15 protein-coding genes are annotated in these 21,977 nt (G+C 47.8%); 13 read left to right on the top strand and 2 right to left on the bottom strand.

Going from position 1 to position 21,977, the window contains the following annotated elements; genetic code table 11:
• Positions 1-8: 8 nt before the first annotated feature.
• Positions 9-1,277: a tetratricopeptide repeat protein gene (locus ACW9SV_RS16870; protein WP_479557930.1), complete on the bottom strand. Its 1,269-nt coding sequence runs from the start codon at positions 1,275-1,277 to the stop codon at positions 9-11.
• 213 nt (positions 1,278-1,490) lie between these two features.
• Here ACW9SV_RS16870 and ACW9SV_RS16875 point away from each other — a divergent pair, with 213 nt between their 5' ends.
• The 9 genes from ACW9SV_RS16875 (at position 1,491) to ACW9SV_RS16915 (ending at position 11,650) form a co-directional block, all read left to right on the top strand.
• On the top strand, positions 1,491-2,405 hold the full coding sequence (locus tag ACW9SV_RS16875; protein ID WP_479557931.1) for a M20/M25/M40 family metallo-hydrolase: 915 nt from the start codon (positions 1,491-1,493) through the stop codon (positions 2,403-2,405).
• 109 nt (positions 2,406-2,514) lie between these two features.
• The gene (locus tag ACW9SV_RS16880; RefSeq protein ID WP_479557932.1) at positions 2,515-4,761 is read left to right on the top strand and encodes a sodium-translocating pyrophosphatase; all 2,247 of its coding nucleotides are present in this window, start codon (positions 2,515-2,517) and stop codon (positions 4,759-4,761) included.
• A gap of 101 nt (positions 4,762-4,862) precedes the next feature.
• Positions 4,863-5,402, top strand: a complete 540-nt coding sequence (gene hpt, locus ACW9SV_RS16885; RefSeq protein WP_479557933.1) for a hypoxanthine phosphoribosyltransferase — start codon at positions 4,863-4,865, stop codon at positions 5,400-5,402.
• A 135-nt stretch (positions 5,403-5,537) separates the two neighbouring features.
• On the top strand, positions 5,538-6,128 hold the full coding sequence (locus tag ACW9SV_RS16890) for an adenylate kinase (RefSeq protein WP_479557934.1): 591 nt from the start codon (positions 5,538-5,540) through the stop codon (positions 6,126-6,128).
• Between the two features lie 147 nt (positions 6,129-6,275).
• Complete coding sequence (obgE, locus tag ACW9SV_RS16895; RefSeq protein ID WP_479557935.1) at positions 6,276-7,271, top strand: GTPase ObgE; 996 nt, start codon at positions 6,276-6,278, stop codon at positions 7,269-7,271.
• A 236-nt stretch (positions 7,272-7,507) separates the two neighbouring features.
• Positions 7,508-8,077: a nucleotide exchange factor GrpE gene (locus tag ACW9SV_RS16900; RefSeq protein WP_479557936.1), complete on the top strand. Its 570-nt coding sequence runs from the start codon at positions 7,508-7,510 to the stop codon at positions 8,075-8,077.
• A 6-nt stretch (positions 8,078-8,083) separates the two neighbouring features.
• Positions 8,084-9,241 carry a molecular chaperone DnaJ gene (dnaJ, locus tag ACW9SV_RS16905; protein WP_479557937.1) on the top strand — a complete coding sequence of 386 codons (1,158 nt, stop codon included), beginning with the start codon at positions 8,084-8,086 and terminating at the stop codon, positions 9,239-9,241.
• Between the two features lie 191 nt (positions 9,242-9,432).
• Positions 9,433-10,347 carry an ABC transporter ATP-binding protein gene (locus tag ACW9SV_RS16910; protein ID WP_479557938.1) on the top strand — a complete coding sequence of 305 codons (915 nt, stop codon included), beginning with the start codon at positions 9,433-9,435 and terminating at the stop codon, positions 10,345-10,347.
• Positions 10,340-11,650 carry an ABC transporter permease gene (locus ACW9SV_RS16915; RefSeq protein ID WP_479557939.1) on the top strand — a complete coding sequence of 437 codons (1,311 nt, stop codon included), beginning with the start codon at positions 10,340-10,342 and terminating at the stop codon, positions 11,648-11,650. Before ACW9SV_RS16910 ends, ACW9SV_RS16915 begins: the two co-directional genes overlap by 8 nt.
• 501 nt (positions 11,651-12,151) lie before the next feature.
• Here ACW9SV_RS16915 and ACW9SV_RS16920 read toward each other — a convergent pair.
• A complete protein-coding gene (locus tag ACW9SV_RS16920; RefSeq protein ID WP_479557940.1) occupies positions 12,152-13,543 on the bottom strand; it encodes an undecaprenyl-phosphate glucose phosphotransferase in 1,392 nt (463 codons plus the stop codon).
• Positions 13,544-14,100: 557 nt separating this feature from the next.
• Between ACW9SV_RS16920 and gmd the strand changes: the two genes are divergently transcribed.
• The 4 genes from gmd to ACW9SV_RS16940 form a co-directional block, all read left to right on the top strand.
• On the top strand, positions 14,101-15,213 hold the full coding sequence (gmd, locus tag ACW9SV_RS16925) for a GDP-mannose 4,6-dehydratase (RefSeq protein ID WP_479557941.1): 1,113 nt from the start codon (positions 14,101-14,103) through the stop codon (positions 15,211-15,213).
• Positions 15,214-16,176, top strand: a complete 963-nt coding sequence (gene fcl, locus ACW9SV_RS16930) for a GDP-L-fucose synthase (RefSeq protein WP_479557942.1) — start codon at positions 15,214-15,216, stop codon at positions 16,174-16,176.
• Positions 16,177-16,274: 98 nt separating this feature from the next.
• On the top strand, positions 16,275-17,195 hold the full coding sequence (locus tag ACW9SV_RS16935; protein ID WP_479557943.1) for a class I SAM-dependent methyltransferase: 921 nt from the start codon (positions 16,275-16,277) through the stop codon (positions 17,193-17,195).
• 407 nt (positions 17,196-17,602) lie between these two features.
• Positions 17,603-21,977, top strand: a 4,375-nt coding sequence (locus ACW9SV_RS16940; RefSeq protein WP_479557944.1) for a PQQ-dependent sugar dehydrogenase, incomplete at its 3' end; no start/stop codon positions are given.

The raw sequence follows: 21,977 nt of genomic DNA on the forward strand, positions 1-21,977 counted from the left end.
GTTAGTTCTTATTTCACTTTCCTGTTCTTCCTTAAATAAGCTTTAGCTTCCTTTTCCGCATCGGACTTTGAGTCTGCTAGCTTCATTACTACTTCATAGTACTGCTTTGCCTGGCGCACATTCTTCTCCTTATCACTTATTCTAGCTAGGTTGACAAAGGAGGAAATATAATATCCAGATTCCTGCTCGTTGATCTGCTCTGCAAAGCTAATGCATTGTTGGTAGTATCCTTTAGCTTTAGCGTAATCTCTATTCCGGTATTGGTTGATGTAGGCTAAATAAAAACTGGCGTAACGTCCACTGATAGCTTCATATCCGAAGACTTTGCGGTTAATCTTGTCTAGGATCTGGGTAGAGAGTTGCTCTGCTACACTAAAGTTTCCTTCAGTAAAAGCCATGCGAGCGTAAAAGCGCTGAAAGTACGGGTTGTCTGGATAGGTGCTGGCAAGGTATTGGGCTAAGGACATAGCGGATGCTCCGTTTTTGGCGTCATTTGCGTAAATCTTCATCAACCAATACTTTGCCTCAGTGCCTGTGTAAAATCCGTTAAATGCTACTTGCTGCAGTTGCTTCAAACCTAGGTTCTTATTACCCTTTGGGAAAAAGTAGAGGACTGGGCGCAATAAGGGGTAGTTTTCATGTATCCAGATGGAGTAGTAATTGAAAAGCGCTTCGCCAAACAAGAACTCATCACTTAGGCCATTAGCTTTTTTGCTTTTCTGTAGGTAATCCAAAGCGCGGTTACTGGTAATAGCTGCTTTGCGCCAGTTTTTCCGCTCGGCGTGTAGGCGGGCACTGAAGCCATTAGCCGCGGAAAGAAAAAAAGCAGCTTCCAGGTTCTTGTTGTCTTTGTCGTAAAGATTCTCGGCTAGAGTGATGGTGGTGTCCATGTAGGCCAGGAAGTAATTGTCGTAGCGCGTGTCAGTGATGTTGGAGGGCACCATTTTCCACCATTGGCTTAGGCCGATAAGGAAATAGGGCATTGGGTGCTTGGGGTACCTGCGGCGCAACGATCTGAACTGTTTTTCGGCAGTCTCAAACTTGAAATTGTACATGTTGTCCACCGCGCCGCCTAACTCATTCATGATGCTTTCGTTCAGGAGCAGCCAACCTTTGATATCCAATGCTTGGGGTAAGACATCAACAGAATCCAAGATGATGCTGGCTTGTAGGGAGTCCAGAAGTTTTTGGTCAATCTGTTTGGTGGAATCAGGCACTTGGGCCTGAGCTTGCAAAAAGCTGGAGAGTAAAAGAAATAAGAAAAGGACCTTTTTCATTAAGTTTTAAAACTGCCAAAATACTCCTATGTGCACAAAGGCATTAGGCAAAGGGTGGTAAAATGAAGCCGACCCCACAACAAGCATCTTTCTCAGTAGGTTTCAATTTTGTACTAATACAGAAACTGCTTTTGCCTTGGTTTCCCAAAAGTACGGCCAAAACAGGCGTATTCACTAGAGAGAAAACCATTACTTTTGAAAAAACGCTCAACTATGGAATTATTGCGCCAACTCTGCCAAATACATGCGCCCTCGGGGAATGAAATAAAAATGAAAGAGTTTCTTCTTAATTACGTGCAGGAAAAGCAGGAGACCTGGAAAGTTCAGCCTCAAATTTTACACGGAGAAGGATTTCAAGATTGTTTGCTGTTGGTATTTGGTAAACCACGTACGGTTGTTTTCGCGCACATGGACTCCATCGGGTTTATGGTGCGGTACGGAAAGGAACTCATCAGAATAGGTGGCCCGGTGGCGGAGCCGGGGTACAGACTGGTAGGGGAGGACAGCCAAGGTAAGATTGATTGTACGCTCATCGCCGATGAAGAGGAAAGAGAGTTACGCTATGAATTCGAGCGGGAGATAGAGCGCGGCACCGAGTTGGTTTTTAAGCCTGATTTCCGGGAAACAGACGAAAGCGTGCAGAGCTGTTACCTTGATAACCGTCTTGGTGTTTGGAATGCCCTGCAAGTGGCCGAGACACTGGAAAACGGCATCATTGCTTTTAGTTGCTGGGAAGAAACGGGCGGTGGCTCTGTAGGGTACCTGGCCAAGTACATCCATGAGACTTACGGGATCACGCAGGCGCTTATTTCTGACATCACTTGGGTGACGGAAGGAGTTCAGGCCGGCGCCGGGGTGGCTATTTCCCTAAGGGATTCCTTGATTCCTCGGCGGAGCTACGTGCAGAAAATTATCAAGCTGGCACAGGAGGCGGGCATTCCGCACCAGGTGGAGGTGGAGAGCGCCGGCGGATCGGATGGAAAGGAACTGCACTACGGGAATATTCCTTGGGATTGGTGCTTCATTGGGGCTCCCGAGGATAATGTGCATTCCCCGGATGAAATCGTGCACAAGAATGACATTTACGCTATGGTGGCTTTGTATAAACTGCTGATGGAGAAACTGTAGTGTCGGCAGCATAGAGTATACTGAATATTTGTTTTTTTGGTGAATAACGTTAGCTTGCATAGGGCTTCTACGCTCGCAATCCTAACCTAACCAAACAAAGCCTTACTCTATGCAGACAATTCTCTACGCCATTCCCGCATTCGGGCTGGTTGCCTTGTTGTACACTGCCATAAAATCGGCGTGGGTTACCAAACAAGATGCCGGCGACGAAAAGATGAGTACCATTGCCAAGTACATTGCCGAGGGGGCCATGGCTTTCCTGAAGGCGGAGTACAGGGTGTTGACCTACTTTGCCGTCATCGCCTCGATTTTCCTGTTTTACCTGGGGTATGTGGGGGAGAAGTCCTCGCCTATCATTGTGGCGGCTTTCCTGATTGGGGCTGTTTTCTCTGCCTTAGCGGGTTTCATAGGAATGCGGATTGCCACCAAAGCGAACGTGCGCACTGCCCAGGCTGCAAAAACAAGTTTGTCTAATGCACTGAATGTGTCCTTTGGCGGCGGAGCCGTGATGGGCATGGGCGTAGCCGGATTAGCGGTGCTAGGCCTGGGATCTCTCTTCATCGCCTTTTACTACTGGTTTGTGCAGCGCGCAGGGGCCTCGGCTAGCAGTGAGCAAATGGAGATAGCGCTGGAGGTATTGACCGGTTTCTCCCTGGGTGCCGAGAGTATTGCCTTGTTCGCGCGGGTAGGCGGCGGAATCTACACCAAAGCTGCTGACGTAGGAGCCGACCTGGTAGGAAAAGTGGAAGCAGGGATCCCGGAAGATGACCCCCGAAACCCTGCCACTATTGCCGATAACGTGGGCGACAACGTAGGGGACGTGGCCGGTATGGGAGCCGACTTGTTCGGTTCGTATGTGGCCACTATCCTGGCTACGATGGTTCTGGGCCGGGAAATCACGGTGACGGATAATTTCGGAGGCTTATCGCCCATAATCCTGCCTATGCTTATTGCCGGTCTAGGGATTATTTTCTCTATGATCGGGACGTTGTTTGTGCGTGTGAAGGAGGGAGGCAACGTGCAAGCCGCACTTAATATGGGCAACTGGTCCTCTGTGGCGTTAACTGCGGTAGCCTCTTATTTTGTCATTGACTGGTTAATGCCCGAAACCCTGAGTTTACGGGGCTATGAGTTCACCTCTATGGGTATCTTCTGGGCGGTGATCATTGGGCTCATCGTGGGAACCCTTATCTCCATCATCACCGAGTACTACACCGCTATGAACCGGAAACCTGTGCTTTCCATTGTGCAGCAATCTTCCACTGGGGCGGCTACCAACATCATTGCGGGCTTAAGCGTGGGCATGATGAGTACGGCCATGCCGATCATTGTATTAGCTGCGGGGATCGTTTTTTCCTACTCGGTGGCCGGGTTGTATGGGGTGGCCATTGCCGCGGCAGGTATGATGGCGACCACTGCCATGCAGTTAGCTATTGATGCTTTCGGGCCGATTGCCGATAATGCTGGTGGAATTGCTGAGATGAGCGAACTGCCCAAAGAAGTACGGGAGCGCACTGATATCCTGGATGCGGTAGGGAACACTACCGCTGCCACTGGGAAGGGGTTTGCCATCGCTTCTGCTGCATTGACCTCATTAGCCTTGTTTGCCGCCTTTGTGGGCATTGCCGGTATCACTACCATTGACTTGTACAAAGCCCCGGTACTGGCCGGCCTTTTCATTGGAGGCATGATTCCGTTTGTCTTCTCGGCGTTAGCTATTAGCGCGGTGGGTAGAGCAGCCATGGCCATGGTGCAGGAAGTGCGCCGCCAATTCCGGGAGATTCCAGGTATTATGGAGGGAACAGGCAAGCCTGAGTATGATAAATGCGTGGCCATCTCTACGCAAGCGGCAATCCGGGAAATGATGTTGCCGGGGGCTATTGCCTTGATTGTTCCCATCATTGTGGGCTTTGGATTGCGTGGGGTATTTGACAACGTGTCTAGTGCCGAGATTCTGGGAGGCGTTTTGGCCGGGGTAACCGTGGCGGGCGTTTTGATGGCAATTTTCCAATCCAATGCCGGAGGCGCTTGGGATAACGCCAAAAAGTCTTTTGAGAAAGGAGTGCTTATCAACGGAGTCATGGAATACAAAGGGTCAGATCCGCACAAAGCCTCCGTGACCGGTGATACCGTGGGAGATCCGTTTAAAGACACCTCCGGGCCTTCTATGAACATCCTCATCAAACTTATGTCCATTGTGTCACTGGTGATTGCCCCGCACATTGCCGTCCGGGAAACAACGCCGGCGGCACCAGAAACCCGCCCAGATTTAGAGAGTACCCGGCAGGTACAGGAGAGGGCGAACCTAGCCTCCACTATCCACTATCAGAAGAGAAGCTCTTCTGAAGCTTTCTAGAAAACATCTAGACACAGTCGCCCTTTTCAACAGAAAAGGGCGACTTACTTTTAATTTAAGGCAGTTTTCACCAAATTTGATGCTTTCCAGACCTAAGAAAGATGCATCACCCGCCGGTAACCCTACAAGACAAGCAGTTCAGTATTTATCTCCCAGAGCGGAAAATCCTTCATAGTGTGGAGATTGTGGCGGCCCGCATCAGCCATGATTACAAAGGTAAGACCCCGCTGTTTCTATCAGTGTTGAATGGTTCTTTCATGTTTGCCTCTGACCTGATGAAAGAGGTTAGCATTGACTGCGAGATTTCCTTTATCCGGCTTTCTTCTTATGAAGACATGCAAAGCACAGGCATGGTGAAAGAAATTATCGGGCTGAAGGAGGAAATCAGGGACAGGCACGTGGTAGTGGTGGAAGATATTGTAGACACCGGGCACACCATTGCGGGGCTTTTGCCGCAATTGCAGGAGAAAGGCGCCGCTTCGGTGGAAGTAGCCACCCTCCTCATTAAGCCGGAAAGCCTGCAGCACGATCTGAACATTAAATACGCCGCCATGTCCATCGCAAATGATTTTGTAGTGGGTTATGGGTTAGACTATAACGGCCTGGGCCGAAACCTGCGCGACATCTATAAAGTGATGTAGAAAAGTAAATCTGTTTCTGGGTTGTTTTCTGAGAATCAGGCCTGAAACAGAATTGCGTGCTGGGGTTGGCTGCTCCAAATGCTGTCATTTCCAATTATTTATTCTTACTTTTGTTTTCTCACAATTTCAATACTCATGCTGAACATCGTACTCTTCGGTCCTCCAGGGGCAGGCAAAGGCACGCAGAGCCAGAAATTAATTGAAAAATACGGGCTGATTCACCTTTCTACCGGTGATTTGCTGCGCTCAGAAATTTCTCAAGGAACGGAGCTGGGCCTCAAGGCAAAGAAACTCATGGATGAGGGCCTTTTAGTGCCTGATGAAGTGGTGATTGGCATGATTGAGTCCAAGATAGCAGACAACCGTACGGCCGCCGGGTTCATCTTTGATGGTTTCCCGCGTACGGTACCCCAGGCCGAGGCGCTGGACCAACTGCTGGAAAGATACGACCAAGGCATTAGCTGCATGATTGCCCTGCAAGTGAACGAGGAGGAACTGGTGAAACGCCTGTTGCTTCGCGGGCAGACCTCGGGCCGCCCAGATGATGCAGATGAAACGCTCATCCAGAAGCGCGTGCAGGAATACAACACCAAGACCGCGCCGGTAGCCAACTATTATGCGCAACAGAACAAGTTCTTCGCGGTAGACGGCATTGGCGAAATCGAGGAGATCTTCAGCAAAACCTGCGAGATCGTGGATGCCTGCCAGGTAGCCTTAAACAAGTAAAAGAGACCCGTCTGCAAGAAAGAAGGAACGATTCAGGTCTGTTCTTCTGTTCAGCTAAGACGTTTATTTCTGATAGAATATTCTGGAAGCATTCTCCTTGTGGGAATGCTTCCTTGTTAACATAGCATTTACTTTACCAATACAACTGTGTCATCATCCAACTTTATTGACTACGTCAAAATCTGCTGCCGATCGGGGCACGGAGGAGGCGGTTCAGCCCACTTGCACCGCGACAAGAAAACTGCCAAAGGCGGACCAGACGGCGGTGACGGAGGCCGGGGAGGGCACATTATCTTGAAAGGCAACTCCCAACTCTGGACCCTGCTGCACTTACAGTACCAAAAACATGTGATCGCCGAGAACGGCGGCAACGGCGGACCCAGCCATTCCAGCGGAGCCTTCGGGAAAGACATCATTTTGGAAGTGCCTATCGGGACCATTGCCCGGGATGCCGAGACCGGTGAGATCAAAGCCGAAATCACCGAGGAAGGTCAGATGGAAATCATTACCCCAGGTGGCCGCGGCGGGTTAGGAAACGCGCACTTCAAATCGCCCACAAACCAAACGCCATTGTACGCCCAACCGGGTGAGCCCGGTCTGGAGGAATGGACTATTCTGGAGTTAAAACTGCTCGCCGATGTGGGTCTGGTAGGTTTCCCGAACGCCGGTAAATCCACATTGCTGTCGGTTGTATCGGCCGCGCGGCCGAAGATTGCGAATTACCCGTTTACCACCCTGGTACCTAACTTAGGGGTAGTGGCTTACCGCGACTACAAATCCTTCGTGATGGCCGATATCCCAGGAATCATTGAAGGCGCCTCGGAAGGAAAAGGTCTTGGAATTAGGTTCTTGAAACACATTGAGCGGAACTCCATCCTGCTGTTCATGATCTCGGTGGAAAGCCCGGACATTGCAGAGGAGTACGAGATCCTGGTGAACGAGCTCCGGACCTATAATCCAGAGCTATTACACAAACAGCGCCTGCTGGCCATCACCAAAACCGACTTAATTGACGATGAACTAGAGGCCGAGATGCGCGCCACACTTCCGCAGGATTTGCCCACCATCTTCATCTCCAGCCTTACCCAAAAGAACATCACGCAACTGAAAGACATGATCTGGAAGGCGCTGAACACCGCATAAGGTAAAGCACTGGAGCCGTTATTGGTCAGTTTTAGCAAATGAAGCACTAAATACAGAAATCATTTCTGCTGTCAGCCTTGATGCGGCCTCACCGGAGGCTGCCATTTAGAAAGGCAGAAACAGAGCGTTTTTCGCCTAAAAATGCCAGAATGACATAAAAACGGGTTTGGCAAAATAGTTGCCTAATGTTAGGCACCCAGAAAAGAAGAAAGTTAATCTGAAAAGATAAAGAATATATGAGTACAGCAGCTGAACAAAATCCTCAAGAACAAGAGAGTATACAGCCTGAAAACAACGAGGCGACAGAGTCTACTGCGGCTGAGCAGACAGAACAGCAGACGGCAGATACTACCGCCACCTCCTCTGAAAACGGTACTTCTGAAGCTGATGAGCTCAGAGACAAGTACCTGCGCCTGCACGCTGAGTTTGACAACTTCAGACGCCGCACGTCTAAAGAGCGCTTGGAGCTGTTTAAAACCGCTAATCAGGAGCTGATGGTGGCGTTGATTCCGGTGCTGGATGATCTGGAGCGGGCCCAATCTGCCATGAAAAATGCGCAGGATGTGAACGCAGTGCGCGAGGGCGTGGAGCTGGTGTTCAGCAAGTTCCAGAACCTGTTGCAGCAGAAAGGCCTGAAAGCAATGGACGCCGTAGGACAGCCGTTTGACGCCGATGTGCACGAAGCCATCACGCAGATTCCGGCCCCTTCTGAAGAAATGAAGGGCAAAGTGATTGACCAAGTAGAGAAAGGATATTACCTCAATGACAAAGTGGTTCGCTTTGCTAAAGTGGTAATTGGAGCATAAGAAGCCATGGCAACCAAAAGAGATTATTACGAAGTACTAGGCGTAGCCAAAGGGGCCACGGCGGATGAGATCAAGAAAGCGTACCGCAAGATCGCGATCAAGTTTCACCCCGATAAAAACCCCGATGATCCTACGGCTGAGGATAAATTTAAAGAAGCAGCGGAAGCATACGAAGTGCTGAGCGATGAGCAGAAACGCCAACGCTATGATCAGTTCGGGCACCAGGGCGTGAACGGCGGTGGCGGCTTCGGCGGCGGCGGCATGAACATGGAAGACATCTTCTCCCAGTTCGGCGACATCTTCGGCGGTGGCGGAGGCGGCGGGTTCGAAAGCTTCTTCGGAGGCGGCGGACAGCGCGGCGGCAAACGCGTGCGCAAAGGCAGCAACCTGCGTATTAAGCTGAAACTCAACTTAGAGGAAGTAGCCAAAGGCGTTGAGAAAAAGATCAAGGTAAAACGCTACGAGGCCTGCAACGTCTGCGACGGTAACGGTTCTAAAAACGGAACGGCCCTAAATACCTGCGGTACCTGCCAAGGCTCTGGTCAGGTGAAACGTGTGGTAAACACTATGCTGGGCCAAATGGTATCTGCGAGCACATGCCCTACGTGTAGCGGTGAAGGTAAAACTGTAAGCCAGAAATGTGATGCCTGCCACGGCGAAGGTCGTCAACTCCGCGAAGAGGTGATCTCCATCAACGTACCGGCGGGTGTAGCCGATGGCATGCAACTGTCTATGGGCGGCAAAGGTAACGTGCCGGAGCGTGGCGGAATCCCTGGTGACCTGTTGATCCAGATTGAGGAAGAGCAGCACCCAACCCTGCGCCGCGATGGTAACAATGTGATGTTTGAGCAGTACGTGAGCTTCGTGGATGCTACCTTGGGCGCCAGTGTGGAGGTGCCCACTATTGAAGGTAAGGTGAAAATCAAGATCGATCCGGGAACTCAGTCTGGCAAGATCCTGCGCCTGCGCGGCAAAGGTATTCCGGACATCAACGGCTACGGCAAAGGCGATCAGCTCATCCACATCAACGTCTGGACTCCTAAGAACGTGAACCCAGAAGAGCGCCAAATTCTGGAACGCCTGCGTGAGTCCCAGAACTTCGTGCCGAACCCCGGCAAAAACGAAAAAGGCTTCTTCGAGAAAATGAAGGAGTACTTTCAATAAAATGAGTTCTGAGTCTTGAGTCCAGCGTTCTGAGTCAGGAAATATGTACAAAGCCCGCTTTTCAGTTGAAAAGCGGGCTTTGTTGTTTTAAAGCTATTTTCCCAAAAGCAGGATCTAAACCCAATTCATGCTCACTTGCAAACCGAAGCACTTTGACTTAGCTTTAGCCTGACGAACTAACCGCTATTTTCTTGCAACCCATTCTCCAGATACAGGGCGTGAGCAAGCGCTATGAAGCGCATCAAGCACTGAACAAGGTATCGTTTGAAGTGCCTAAAGGCAGCATTTTCGGGCTGTTGGGGCCAAACGGGGCCGGTAAAACCTCGCTCATTCGCATCATTACCCAGATCACCGCGCCAGATGAAGGACGCGTCTTGTTTGAAGGACAGCCGCTGCAGCCGCACCATGTGCAGCAGATTGGCTACTTGCCCGAGGAGCGGGGGCTATATAAGAAGATGAAAGTAGGGGAGCAGTTGGTGTATCTGGCGCGGCTACGGGGTTTAGAGAAAGCAGACGCTACCCAACGCATCAAAGTTTGGGCCGAGCGGCTAGACCTGAAAACGTGGCTCAACAAGAACGTGGAAGACCTTTCCAAAGGCATGCAGCAGAAAGTGCAGTTCATTGCCACGGTGCTGCACGAACCCAAGTTGTTGATTCTGGATGAACCTTTCTCCGGTTTTGATCCGGTGAATGCCAACATCATCCGGGATGAAATCCTGAAACTTAGAGACCAGGGCTGCACTATTATTTTCTCTACCCACCGCATGGAATCTGTGGAGCAGATGTGTGACTACATTGTCATGATCAACCGCTCACATAAAGTAATGGAGGGAAGCCTGAAGGAGGTGAAATCACGGTACCGCAGCCATACCTACCACGTGGAAGGTATCGGGAAACTGCTGATCATGTCTCCCGACTTCAAGGTGTTGACCCAGGCCCAAAACGGAAACGAGTTCAAGGCCGAGGTGCAACTGGAGCCACAGGTGGGTCCCAACCAATTGCTTCGTTACCTGACCGACCGGGTGGAGGTGCACGGCTTTCAGGAGAAGGTACCCAGCATCAATGACATTTTCATTCAAACTGTAACCCAAGCAGCTCATGGATAAGATTTGGTTAGTGTTTCAGCGCGAATACCTGGTGCGCGTCCGTAAAAAAAGCTTCATCATTATGACCATTCTGGGGCCGCTGTTAATGGCTTTGGTGATGATCGTACCCATCTGGCTCGCCACCATGTCTGATGACACCAAGGTGGTGCAGGTGCTGGATGAAAGCGGCTACCTCAAAGGAAAACTCACCTCTACCGAAGAACTGAAGTTCGTGAACGTGCCCGGACCGGTGGAAGTGGCAAAGCAGGAATATCTAACGTCCGAAGATGCCGCTTTGCTGTACATTCCTAAAATAGACCTTGAAAAACCGCAGGGCATTCAGCTGTTCTCCCAGAAAAGCACCAGTCTGGCCATGAAGAGCTCGTTGGAAAAGCAGGTGCGGCAGGAACTGGAAGAAGTGAAGTTTGCCAACTCAGGCATTGACCAACAGGTGCTGGATAAGATTAAAACCCCGGTGAGCATCCGGACAGTGAATTTGAGCGCCGAAGGGGAGAAAAGTAGCGATGTGGGCGTGACAACAGGTGTTGGGTTTTTAGGGGCATTTTTGGTATACCTGTTCATTTTCATCTACGGAGCCCAAATCATGCGTGGTGTCATTGAAGAGAAATCCAGCCGAATCTTAGAGGTAATGGTTTCCTCGGTGAAGCCATTCCAACTTATGGCCGGGAAGATATTGGGCATTGCGGCCGTAGGACTCACCCAGTTTCTGCTATGGATTGTTCTCACGTCTGCCATCTCTACCGGGGTATCCTCTACGTTTGACATGAAACGTTTCTCTGATGAACAGATTGGCCAGACGGTGCAGGGCATGGAAAAAGAGCGCGATGTGCAGCAAGCCCAAGAGATTAATGAGCTGTTCAGCGCCACCCAGAACCTGAACTATCCTTTGCTCCTCGGGAGTTTTCTCTTTTACTTTTTAGGAGGCTACCTGCTCTACGGAGCATTGTTTGGGGCCGTGGGCGCGGCCGTAGATTCTGAAACCGACAGTCAGCAGTTCATGCTGCCCATCACGGTCCCACTCATTTTGTCGTTCATTGTGGCGCAAACCATCATCATCAAGAACCCCAACGGTCCGGTTGCCTTCTGGATGTCCATGATTCCGTTCACCTCGCCAGTGGTTATGATGCTGCGTATGCCGTTCGGGGTGCCTACCTGGGAGTTGCTGCTGTCCATGTTCTTCCTGATCGCTGGTTTTATCGGCACCATCTGGGTAGCTGCCCGTATCTACCGCGTCGGAATCTTGATGTACGGCAAAAAGGTGAACTACCGTGAATTATCTAAATGGCTTTTTTACAAAGGATAAGAAAAAATAATGCGTTTTTTTAGATGATTATTTTGTTCAATTAAATCAGGGCAACTAAATAATTGAATAATTAAGGGTGTTCAATATTTAATAGATTGAAACTGTTTGGTATAATAATTATATAAAATAAAATCTTCAAGAAGGATGCAATTCCTTGTCAATGCAAATGGTTGAAGAAGAAGCTGTAACTATTTGTTTGATTATTAGGTAAGTAATCAAACAAATAGTATTAGAAACCTAGATGATACAATTATTTGTTTTTGGCCTAATAGGCGTTTCCTTAGGGCTCTTCTTCTCCTTTCTATCAAACAAGTTTTTGGTGATGACTTTGGGAAGAAGTATAGTGAGTGTTCTTATAAGTTATTGCCTTACCCTTATCACTGTCATTCTCTTATTAAATGATTACGAAATGAAGAAGGGACAATTTACCCTGCATGCCAAGCGGGATGTATCTTTGTTTAACCAGGCAAGAGTTTAAAAAACCGATCTCTCAAAGTAGCCCTAAAACGCCTCCTGATCACCTTTGAAAATTCTCCAAAGGGTTAAAAACAATATTTTAAGGTCAAGCAACAGAGACCAGTTTTCCAGGTACCAAATATCAGCGGTGACTCTGTTTTTCATGCTTTCCGTATCCTTTGTTTCCCCTCTGAAGCCGTTTACCTGCGCCCAGCCTGAGATACCCGGCGTGAGATAATGCCGCACCATATACTCATCAATCAATTCTGAGTAATCCTCTGTGTGTTTAATCATGTGCGGCCGCGGCCCGATAACAGACATGTCTCCTTTCAAAACATTAAAGAATTGAGGTAACTCATCAATGCTGGTTTTACGGATAAAGGCCCCCACTTTTGTAATGCGGGCATCTCCTTTAGACGCTTGTATCTGATCCGCATCATTATTGATGGCCATACTTCTGAATTTCAGGCAATAAAAAGGTTTTCCGTATCGGCCAGAGCGTAACTGTCTAAAGAATAAAGGGCCTTTAGACTCTGTTTTTATAATCAAAGCCATAATCGGAATTAGCCAACTTAAAATAAAGACGATAACGGCAGTTGAGATAAGTAAATCAAAAGCACGTTTAATCAATCTATTGGCTCTGTCTTCTAATGGTTCCTGCCGTTGCGTCAGGATAGGTACATGCCCATATAGGTCTACAAATACATTCTTATTTAATGTGAGTTTTAAATCAGGTACCAGCCTGAAACGAACCATATTTTTATCCGCTTCATGCATTAGGGCATCTAATTTTTCCTTATCGGTGGTTGGAAGGGTGAAGAATATCTCTGAGATTCCAAAGTCTTTTACATAAGTGAAGCACTGATCGATGGTGCCTAATAAGCGAACGTTACTGTGGTCCTGAGGTTCGTCATCAAAGAATCCTTCTACTTTGTACCCAAGATGAGGTGTCTTATTGATGTACTCGCCTATTTTAATTCCAACACTGCCGGTGCCAATAATGACTACCTTCCTGTATTTGATGAGGAGGTGCCGTTTTGTTTTCCTGATAAATAGGAAAGCGACTTTACTTGTAAGCAGTAAGAACCCAAATAGCAAGGAACTTAGCCAAACAAACTCGAACGTAAGGGCCAAACTATAGAGGGTAAGTTTCAGAACCAAAAGGCCAGAAAAGTACATGGTCAACGCAAGACTGGTGACCTTCAGGGTGGAGACGGCTTGCCTGCTCAAGACCTGTTGGTATAGCTCAACCAGGTTGGCGCAATAAAACCAGATGAGGTTACATAGGAGGCAATTCAGCTTATACTGGTCGGGCAATCCATAATGAAGGTAATCAGGATTGACGGCATACAAACCAATGGATAAGGAAACATTTAGTAAGGTGTAGTCAATTGATATACTTATCCATTTAAAGAGGGTAGTATACTTGTACGGCATGGTAGATGGAGCATAGTATAAGTATTTCTATAAGATATTGTATAAGGGATTGTTCACGAGTAGTGGAGAGGAGCTGTGAATAAAGTGAAAAAAATATCAATAAAAAAATATTAAATTAGATTTTTAGTTAGTAGATTCGTTTTTAAGAAACCTTAAACCGAGCTGTCTACCTAATCTATAGCTGTTCCTATTACTTACAGGTTTCTTTAAAAGAAAATCTTTTCATACCTGGCCCCACCCGTCTCTGCCTAGCTGGTAGGTGTTTGCAGAAGCAGCGCAGAGAACCCGCAACATGAGAATCTAGCTTCTAAGTGTAGAAAAGTTTAATCGTAAACTTCAACCAATAAGCCTAAGCCACTTTCTTGCGGAGAGAATCCTAAAGAATCAAATAACCTCCCCTCATTCTTCAACCAAAGGAAGTGACCTTTAAAGGAGGTTTGCCCATCGGTTAACTTCATCTGGCGAACTTTCTTCTTGCGTGCTTTAAAGGTGTATCTTTTAGCCTTTTTAAAATATATAATAATTTATTTAATAAGTTAGATTTAATCTTGTGGGTCATGAAAAGAGCATTGATTACAGGCATCACAGGCCAGGATGGTGCTTACTTAGCGGAGTTGCTTCTTAGTAAGGGATATGAAGTGCATGGCATCAAGCGTAGAAGTTCTATGTTCAACACAGATAGAATTGATCACCTTTACCAGGATCCGCATGAAGAAAACATCAATCTAAAGCTTCATTACGGCGATTTAGGAGATTCTACCAACATCATCCGGATTATCCAGCAGGTTCAGCCAGACGAGATTTATAACCTTGGGGCAATGAGCCATGTGCAGGTGAGTTTTGAAACTCCCGAGTACACCGCTAATGTAGATGGAACCGGTACCCTGCGCGTGTTGGAGGCGGTACGGCTGTTGGGATTAACTGAAAAGACCCGCATTTACCAAGCCTCCACCTCTGAGCTTTACGGAATGGTGCAGGCCGTGCCCCAAACCGAGACAACCCCTTTCTACCCCAGGTCTCCCTACGCCGTCGCTAAGTTGTATGCCTACTGGATTACGGTGAATTACCGAGAGGCTTATAACATGTTTGCCTGTAACGGAATCCTTTTCAACCACGAAAGCCCCTTACGGGGTGAGACCTTTGTGACCCGTAAGATCACCAGAGGGGCTGCCAGAATTGCCTTAGGAATGCAGGACAAATTGTTCTTGGGTAACCTGGATGCCCAACGGGACTGGGGACATGCCAAAGATTACGTGGAAGCCATGTACCTGATATTGCAGCAGCAAGAGCCACAGGATTATGTCATCGCCACGGGAATCACAACCACCGTCCGGGATTTTGTAAGAATGGCCTTTGCTGAAATTGGTATTGAGCTTGAATTTGAAGGAGAAGGGGTAAATGAAAGAGGCATTGTGGCTTCTTGCTCTAACCCAGATTTCTTGCTGGAGATTGGCCGGGAAGTGATTGCCGTGGACCCCCGTTACTTCCGCCCCACAGAGGTAGAATTGCTGATTGGGGATCCTACCAAGGCGAAAACACTGTTGGGGTGGCGCCCTAAATATGATCTTGCGGCCTTGGTGAAGGAAATGATGGAAGCTGATGTGGTGAATTTCCACAAAGAGAAGATTCTGCTGGAGGCAGGTTACCAGATCAATAACCAGTTTGAGTAAATGGAGCCAGGTGCTAAAATTTACGTAGCCGGCCATAGAGGCATGGTGGGTTCAGCTCTTGTTAGAAAATTGGAGGAGGAGGGGTATACCAACATTGTTACCTACTCTTCCCATGAGCTGGATCTGCGTAGCCAGTCGCAGGTGAACGATTTCTTCTCGGCAGAAAGGCCAGACTATGTTTTTCTGGCCGCCGCCAAGGTAGGGGGTATCGTGGCGAACAATACCTACCGGGCCGAGTTCCTGTATGATAACCTCATGATTCAGAGCAACGTGATCCATGCTTCGTATGTAAACCACGTTAAAAAGCTTCTGTTCCTGGGGTCTTCCTGCATCTACCCCAAATTAGCTCCCCAGCCCTTAAAAGAAGCATATCTTTTAAGTGGTGAATTAGAGCCAACCAACGAGCCATATGCCATTGCCAAGATTGCCGGTATAAAACTGTGCGATGCCTACCGCGACCAATATGGGTGCAACTTCATCTCGGTGATGCCTACCAACCTGTATGGGCCCAATGATAATTATGATCTTCAGAACTCCCACGTGCTGCCCGCATTGATCCGGAAGTTCATTACGGCCCGTGAGAAACAATTGCCCATGGTGGAGCTTTGGGGTAGTGGTACCCCCAGGCGGGAGTTCCTGCATGCCGATGACCTAGCGGATGCCTGCGTTTACCTGATGAACACCTATGACGAGCCTGGTCTCATTAACATAGGCGTGGGAGAAGACATTTCTATCCTGGATTTGGCAAAACTGATCCAAAACGTAGTGGGCTATGAAGGCCACATAGTGCTGGACAGGAGCAAACCCGATGGTACCCCACGCAAACTGTTGGATGTGTCAAAGCTGAAATCCCGTGGTTGGGAAGCAAAAATCTCCTTGGAGGATGGTATTAGGAAAGTGTATGAGGAGATAAATGCCCGGTATCGGGTGGAATGGCAGCAACAGGCGCTCACAGAAGTCTAAGACATTAGAAAGGCAGAAATCACTTTTTCTTTCTGTCACTACCAGGCTGATGTTTCCTGTCTTCAATCTATAGAGAGGCAGTGAAGCAGGTGTACAAAATGAAAATCGTGTTACAACCTAAACCCAAAGCCATGTTGAAAGAAATTCAGCCCTATTTGCTTCCAGACGCAGAGATCAAACAGCTTGACAAATATCTGGAGTGTCCCATCCATAATCCCTCAGAAGGGTTAAAAGCCAACGCTTATTACTTCAATCACCCAGAGTGGGCAGAGGAGTATCTCACCTACTGCCATAGAAGCGATAGTTTCAGAAGTAGATGGCAAGCCGCTTTAGGCGATTGGACAAACAAAATAGTGTTGGATATAGGTTGTGGGCCTGGTAACATCTATGCAACGCTCAAGGGCAAACCTAAGCTGTTGATTGGGGTTGACGTGGCCCCGAAATCCCTGGAACTGGCCGGCGAACTAGGGTACCTGCCCATTCTAGCAGATGCCACCCACCTGCCGTTTGTTTCGGGGTTTGCTGATATCGTGACCTTGAACGCTGCGCTTCACCACTGTGAGGACATGACTGCCATCTTAAAAGAAGCCGCCCGCCTGGTGAAACCCGGGGGCTTGATCGTGACAGACCATGATCCGCAGTTTAGTGCCTGGAATTATAAAGGGTTGGCTAAAGTCCTATGGGAGGGCCGGCTTATCTTCTACAAGATCACAGGCCATGGCTTCCATAAAACAGATAGCCAGCAGTATTGGGGCTTGAAATGCGAAATCCACCATAAACCAGGCCACGGGGTTACCAAAGAGCTATTCACTAAAACCCTAACGCCAAATGAGTTTGAGGTCAAGGTTTTCCCCCACAACCATGAATTAGGGGCCGAGGTTTTACAGGGGCAGAAAGGCAAAGCATCCTTGAAATACAGACTGGGGAACATTTTGTCTGGTCGGAATCCTAACGCCGATTCTAGTGCCTTGTCCCTGATGTGTGTGGCTAAGAAGAAAGAACTGGTGTCTGCGGATTGATTATCCTGCAGTAGAGATAAAGGTAGGGTGAAGCTTGCTGTTTGAAAGCTCCCCCTTTGTGGTATAAGGTGGTTGGTTTTGTGGGTGCTATTGGAAAAGTCAAATAAAGCATAGATAGTAATTGTATTTAGTGGATTTATAGAAAAATAAAGATTGAATCTAGGAAATAGAGATAGCATATAGTAAAAAGTGATAAAGAAATTAGATCTAAAAATTTAAATAACTCCTGATTGTTGATCCCCCGTTTTTGTTGGTTTTGAGTTTGATTATTCATGTTTTGTATAAGATATCATATGCAGTAGCGTAGCTTTATGAAGACAAGTTCTACTTTCCAGTTATGGAAGTGTTTACTCTTGCAGAGTTTTGCATTTTCTTTATTTCTTTTCCCCTTGGTTGGGTCGGCGCAATTGCCAACCAGTTTTCAAAAAGTAGAATTAATAACAGGCCTTAAGAACTCCATCAATTTTGAGTTCGCGCCAGATGGCCGGATTTTTATTCTGGATAGGTATGGGGAGCTGTTTATTTATAAACCCAACCTTCAAACAACAGTATCTGCCGGTACATTAGATGTTTTCCATGACATGGAAGAAGGGTTGTTGGCAATCGCCTTTGACCCCAATTTCACAGTGAATAAGTATGTCTATATACACTATTCACATGCCACTCTTCCAAAGAATAGGGTTTCAAGGTTCTTGATGAACGGCGATCAACTAGATATAGCTTCGGAAAAAGTACTCTTAGAGTGGACGAGTGACCGAAATGGCTATTTTCATGCCGCCGGAGACATGGATTTCGATTCTAAAGGGAATTTGTACATAGCTATCGGAGACAACACAAACCACTCCCAGTACGCTCCACTTAACGAATCAAACGCAAACCTGAGTGCTGAAAGAACCTCTTCCAATACAAATGATTTCAGAGGTAAAATCTTACGGATAAAACCTGAGGCAAACGGCACCTACACTATTCCGGCAGGGAACCTGTTCCCCAACGGAGAGGGTGGTTTACCCGAGATTTACGTAATGGGGGCTAGAAACCCCTTCAAGATATTTGTAGACAAAGGCCTCACCGATTGGCTTTTCTGGGGAGAAGTTGGGCCAGATGCGGATGGGGCCAGTGATGCCGGCCCAGAAGGTCTTGATGAGATTAACCTCACTAAAAGTGCAGGCAATTACGGTTGGCCCTATCTCTCAGGTGCGAACCGGCCTTACCTGAACACCTACGCAGATCCTGATTTCTACTATGATAAGAACAACCCGGTAAACCTTTCTAAGTGGAATACAGGCGCAAAAACGTTGCCTCCAGCCCAATCTTCCTGGTTAGACTTCTTCCACCAATGTTACCTGGCTGGCCCTAGGTACTACTACAATTCAGCGCTTAACAACCCTAAGAAACTGCCTTCAGAGTTCAACCAGGCCTTCTTCTACTATGACTTCAATCAAAGTAAGATTTGGGTTGTAAAACTAGATGCCACCGGTAAAATCCTTTCAAACCAACCGTTCGCGCCGAGTATTACCGGGGCGGGTTTCATGGATTTAAAAATTGGTCCAGACGGGCAGTTATATATCCTGGAATACGGCGCTGGCTGTTGCCCCGGAAACGTTGGGAGTGGCAAGCTGGTCAGACTAGATTATACCGGAATTGATACAAACAAAAGTCCGGTCGTAGCCCTGAATGCAAGTACTATCTCTGGACCTCTGCCTTTAACCGTTAACTTCTCCAGTGAGGGTACATCTGACCAAGATGGGGATGCCCTTACCTACGCCTGGGATTTTCAGTCAGATGGAACGGTTGATTCAAACGAGCCAAATCCATCTTTCACCTTTACTCAAAAGTTAAATTATGATGTACAATTACGCGTAACAGATACAAAAGGAGCTACAACCTCGAAATCGATCAAAATCTACGCCGGCAATACTGCCGCCACTTTTCAGTTTAACAGCCCGGTGGATGGCGGCATGATTAGTTGGGAAGACAACCTCAATTATGACATTGTGGTGAATGATGCCGAAGACGGCTCCACCGCCGATGGCACCATCAGTAGCAGTGCCCTAAAACTTGTTCCTGCTTTTGGGCACTTAACCCATTCGCATGATGGAATCACCATCAACAACACCAAAGGTACTTTTTACCTTGACCCCAGCGGGCATGATGCGCAGGGGCCTGATGACATCTTCTATATTTTCAAAACCAGTTACACTGATAAGGGTGGCTTAACTGCCTTTGACCAGGTGACGGTGCATCCTAAGATAATGGAGGCGGAGTATTACGACACGGAGTCAAATACCCGCCTGATTGATAATACAGATCAATTTGGAGGGGCCTCTTATTCTGTCAGGGCGTTGTCACATGGTTCTTATGTGATGATGGCGGGTAGAAACTTAAAAAACATACACTCTGTCTCGTACAGGATTGCCTCCACCTTAGGCGGTACCATAGAGGTCCGCAGAGACTCCCCAGACGGCCCCCTCCTCAGCACGGTGGTTGTTCCGGTAACGGGTAGTTTAGACAGGTGGGGAGATGTGACCGGACCCATCACAGACCCTGGGGGAAAACATGACCTTTACATTGTTTTTAAGAAGCAGACCGGAGATATCAACCTCTTTGACGTCAATTATATGGAGTTCATTGGGGCCGGCGTCTCAATAGACACGACACCACCTAATATATACTCCATTAAAGGCACGTCTAAAAACCAATTTCAGGTGAGGTTTAATGAGGCTTTAGACAAGGCTTCTGCGGAATCTATCTCAAACTATAGTGTCAGTAATGGAATCAGCATTTTATCGGCGGTTTTACAAGGAGACCGGAAAACCGTAGTCTTCAACACTACTAGTATTGTGCCCCAAGTGGAGAATGTCTTTTCTGTTTTGTACAGAAAAAGCGAAAGCGGAGTGGTCTCTACTACGCTCTTAACTAAAAACTTTACCTTAGATGAGGTGTTCATCAGGATTAACTCTGGTGGACCTGCCATGGAAGTAAATGGTGTGCAATGGTCTAAAAGCCAGTTCCATACTGGGGGTACTAATGTTACCAAGGCCACCGTGCCCATAGATAATACCACCTCAGACGTAATCTACTTGTCTGAAGTCAACAACAACTTTACCTACAATATTCCAGTCCCTCAAAGGGGAGTTTATGATGTTAAACTTCATTTCGCAGAGCTGGATTACACCAAAACCGGGTCAAGGCTTTTCAACGTTGATATTGAAAACGGGCAATACACGCTTTCCAATTATGACATCTTTGGTAGGGCGGGGTATAGAACGGCACAAATAGAAAGGTTCAATGGTATCCAGGTCTCTGATGGTTCCTTGACCATGCCTTTCACCGGTGTTGTGGGAAGGGCAAAGGTAAATGCCATTGAAGTGATCTATGGAAAGGAAACGGTGCAGAAACCTAATATCACCATCACGAACCCTGCGAGTGGTGCCACGGTTGTTCAACCTTTCAAAATCAATTTCAATGTAAACTACTGGCCAATTGGTGGCCAGACGTCGCATATCCATAAAATCATAGACGGCGTTGATAAGGGTGATGTAATTAGCACAGCTCCTATTACGGTTGATAACCTACCCCTGGGAACGCACACTTTAAAACTGGCGCTGGCAAACGCAGACCATAGCTTAACAGAATACAGCCATGAGATCCAGGTCAATGTAGCTTCCCAACTGCTTTGTGTTGACAATCCTTTCCCGGTAAAATGGACCGAGCACGTCATAGGGCCAGACGTTGCTTATCGATCGGCCTACATTTACCCAGTCGATATTAACAATGATGGGTTCAAGGATATTGTAACTGGCGGATGGTGGTACCGCAACCCCGGGATACCTAACGGGGTTTGGACACAGAATATCATTGGTGCCCCCATGAATAACATGGTGCTTGTTCATGACTTAGACAAGGATGGGGACTTAGATATCTTCGGCTTCCAGGGAAAATACCTTAGCTCACAGATGGCGTGGGCCCAGAATGATGGGAAGGGAAACTTTATAATCCATACCAACATTCCAGGTGGTTTTCCAGCGGGTTCAACCCAGGACAAAACCTTTGTGGCTGGGGCAGCCATTGGTAACTTCAACGGGGTTGAGAATATCCAGATCGCTTTATCCTGGAACGGGGCTGACGCAAGCAAGCTGCCTGTGCAAATGTTGACCGTTCCCGCCAACCCCGCTACCACTACCTGGACTATTAAAGACATCATGCCGGTAGGGGTAGGGGAGTCTATCTCTGCCGTTGACATAGACAAAGACGGCGATTTAGACCTTTTCCAAGGGAAAAACTGGCTGAGGAATGACAATGGTTCCTGGACCCAGTTTGCGACAGGGATTACCCTTCCTTCTAAAATGGAACGAAATGGGTTCTTTGACCTGGACAGAGATGGCGTCTTGGAAGCGGTAGTGACCGAAGATGGGGTTGATAGAGAAATCAGCTGGTTGCAGATTCCTACCGATCCTACCAAAACCTGGACCAGGAAAGTGATAGGCACAGATGTAGATGCCGGGCTTAGTTTAGATGTGGTGGATTTCGACTTTGACGGCGACCTGGATGTCATCACCGGAGAATGGAAAAATGACCACCGGCTAATTGTCTTTGAAAATGACATCTGTGACTCAGGGACCTGGATCAAGCGGATTCTGCATGCAGGCGGCGCTACAACCCCAGATCACCATGACGGTACGCAAACGGTAGACCTTGACAACGACGGAGACTTAGATATCATCTCTATTGGCTGGGACAAGCGAACCCCACGGATTTTCGTGAATGGTGGAGGCGGTGCTA

The organism is Rufibacter sp. JT20002 (genome assembly GCF_056491185.1).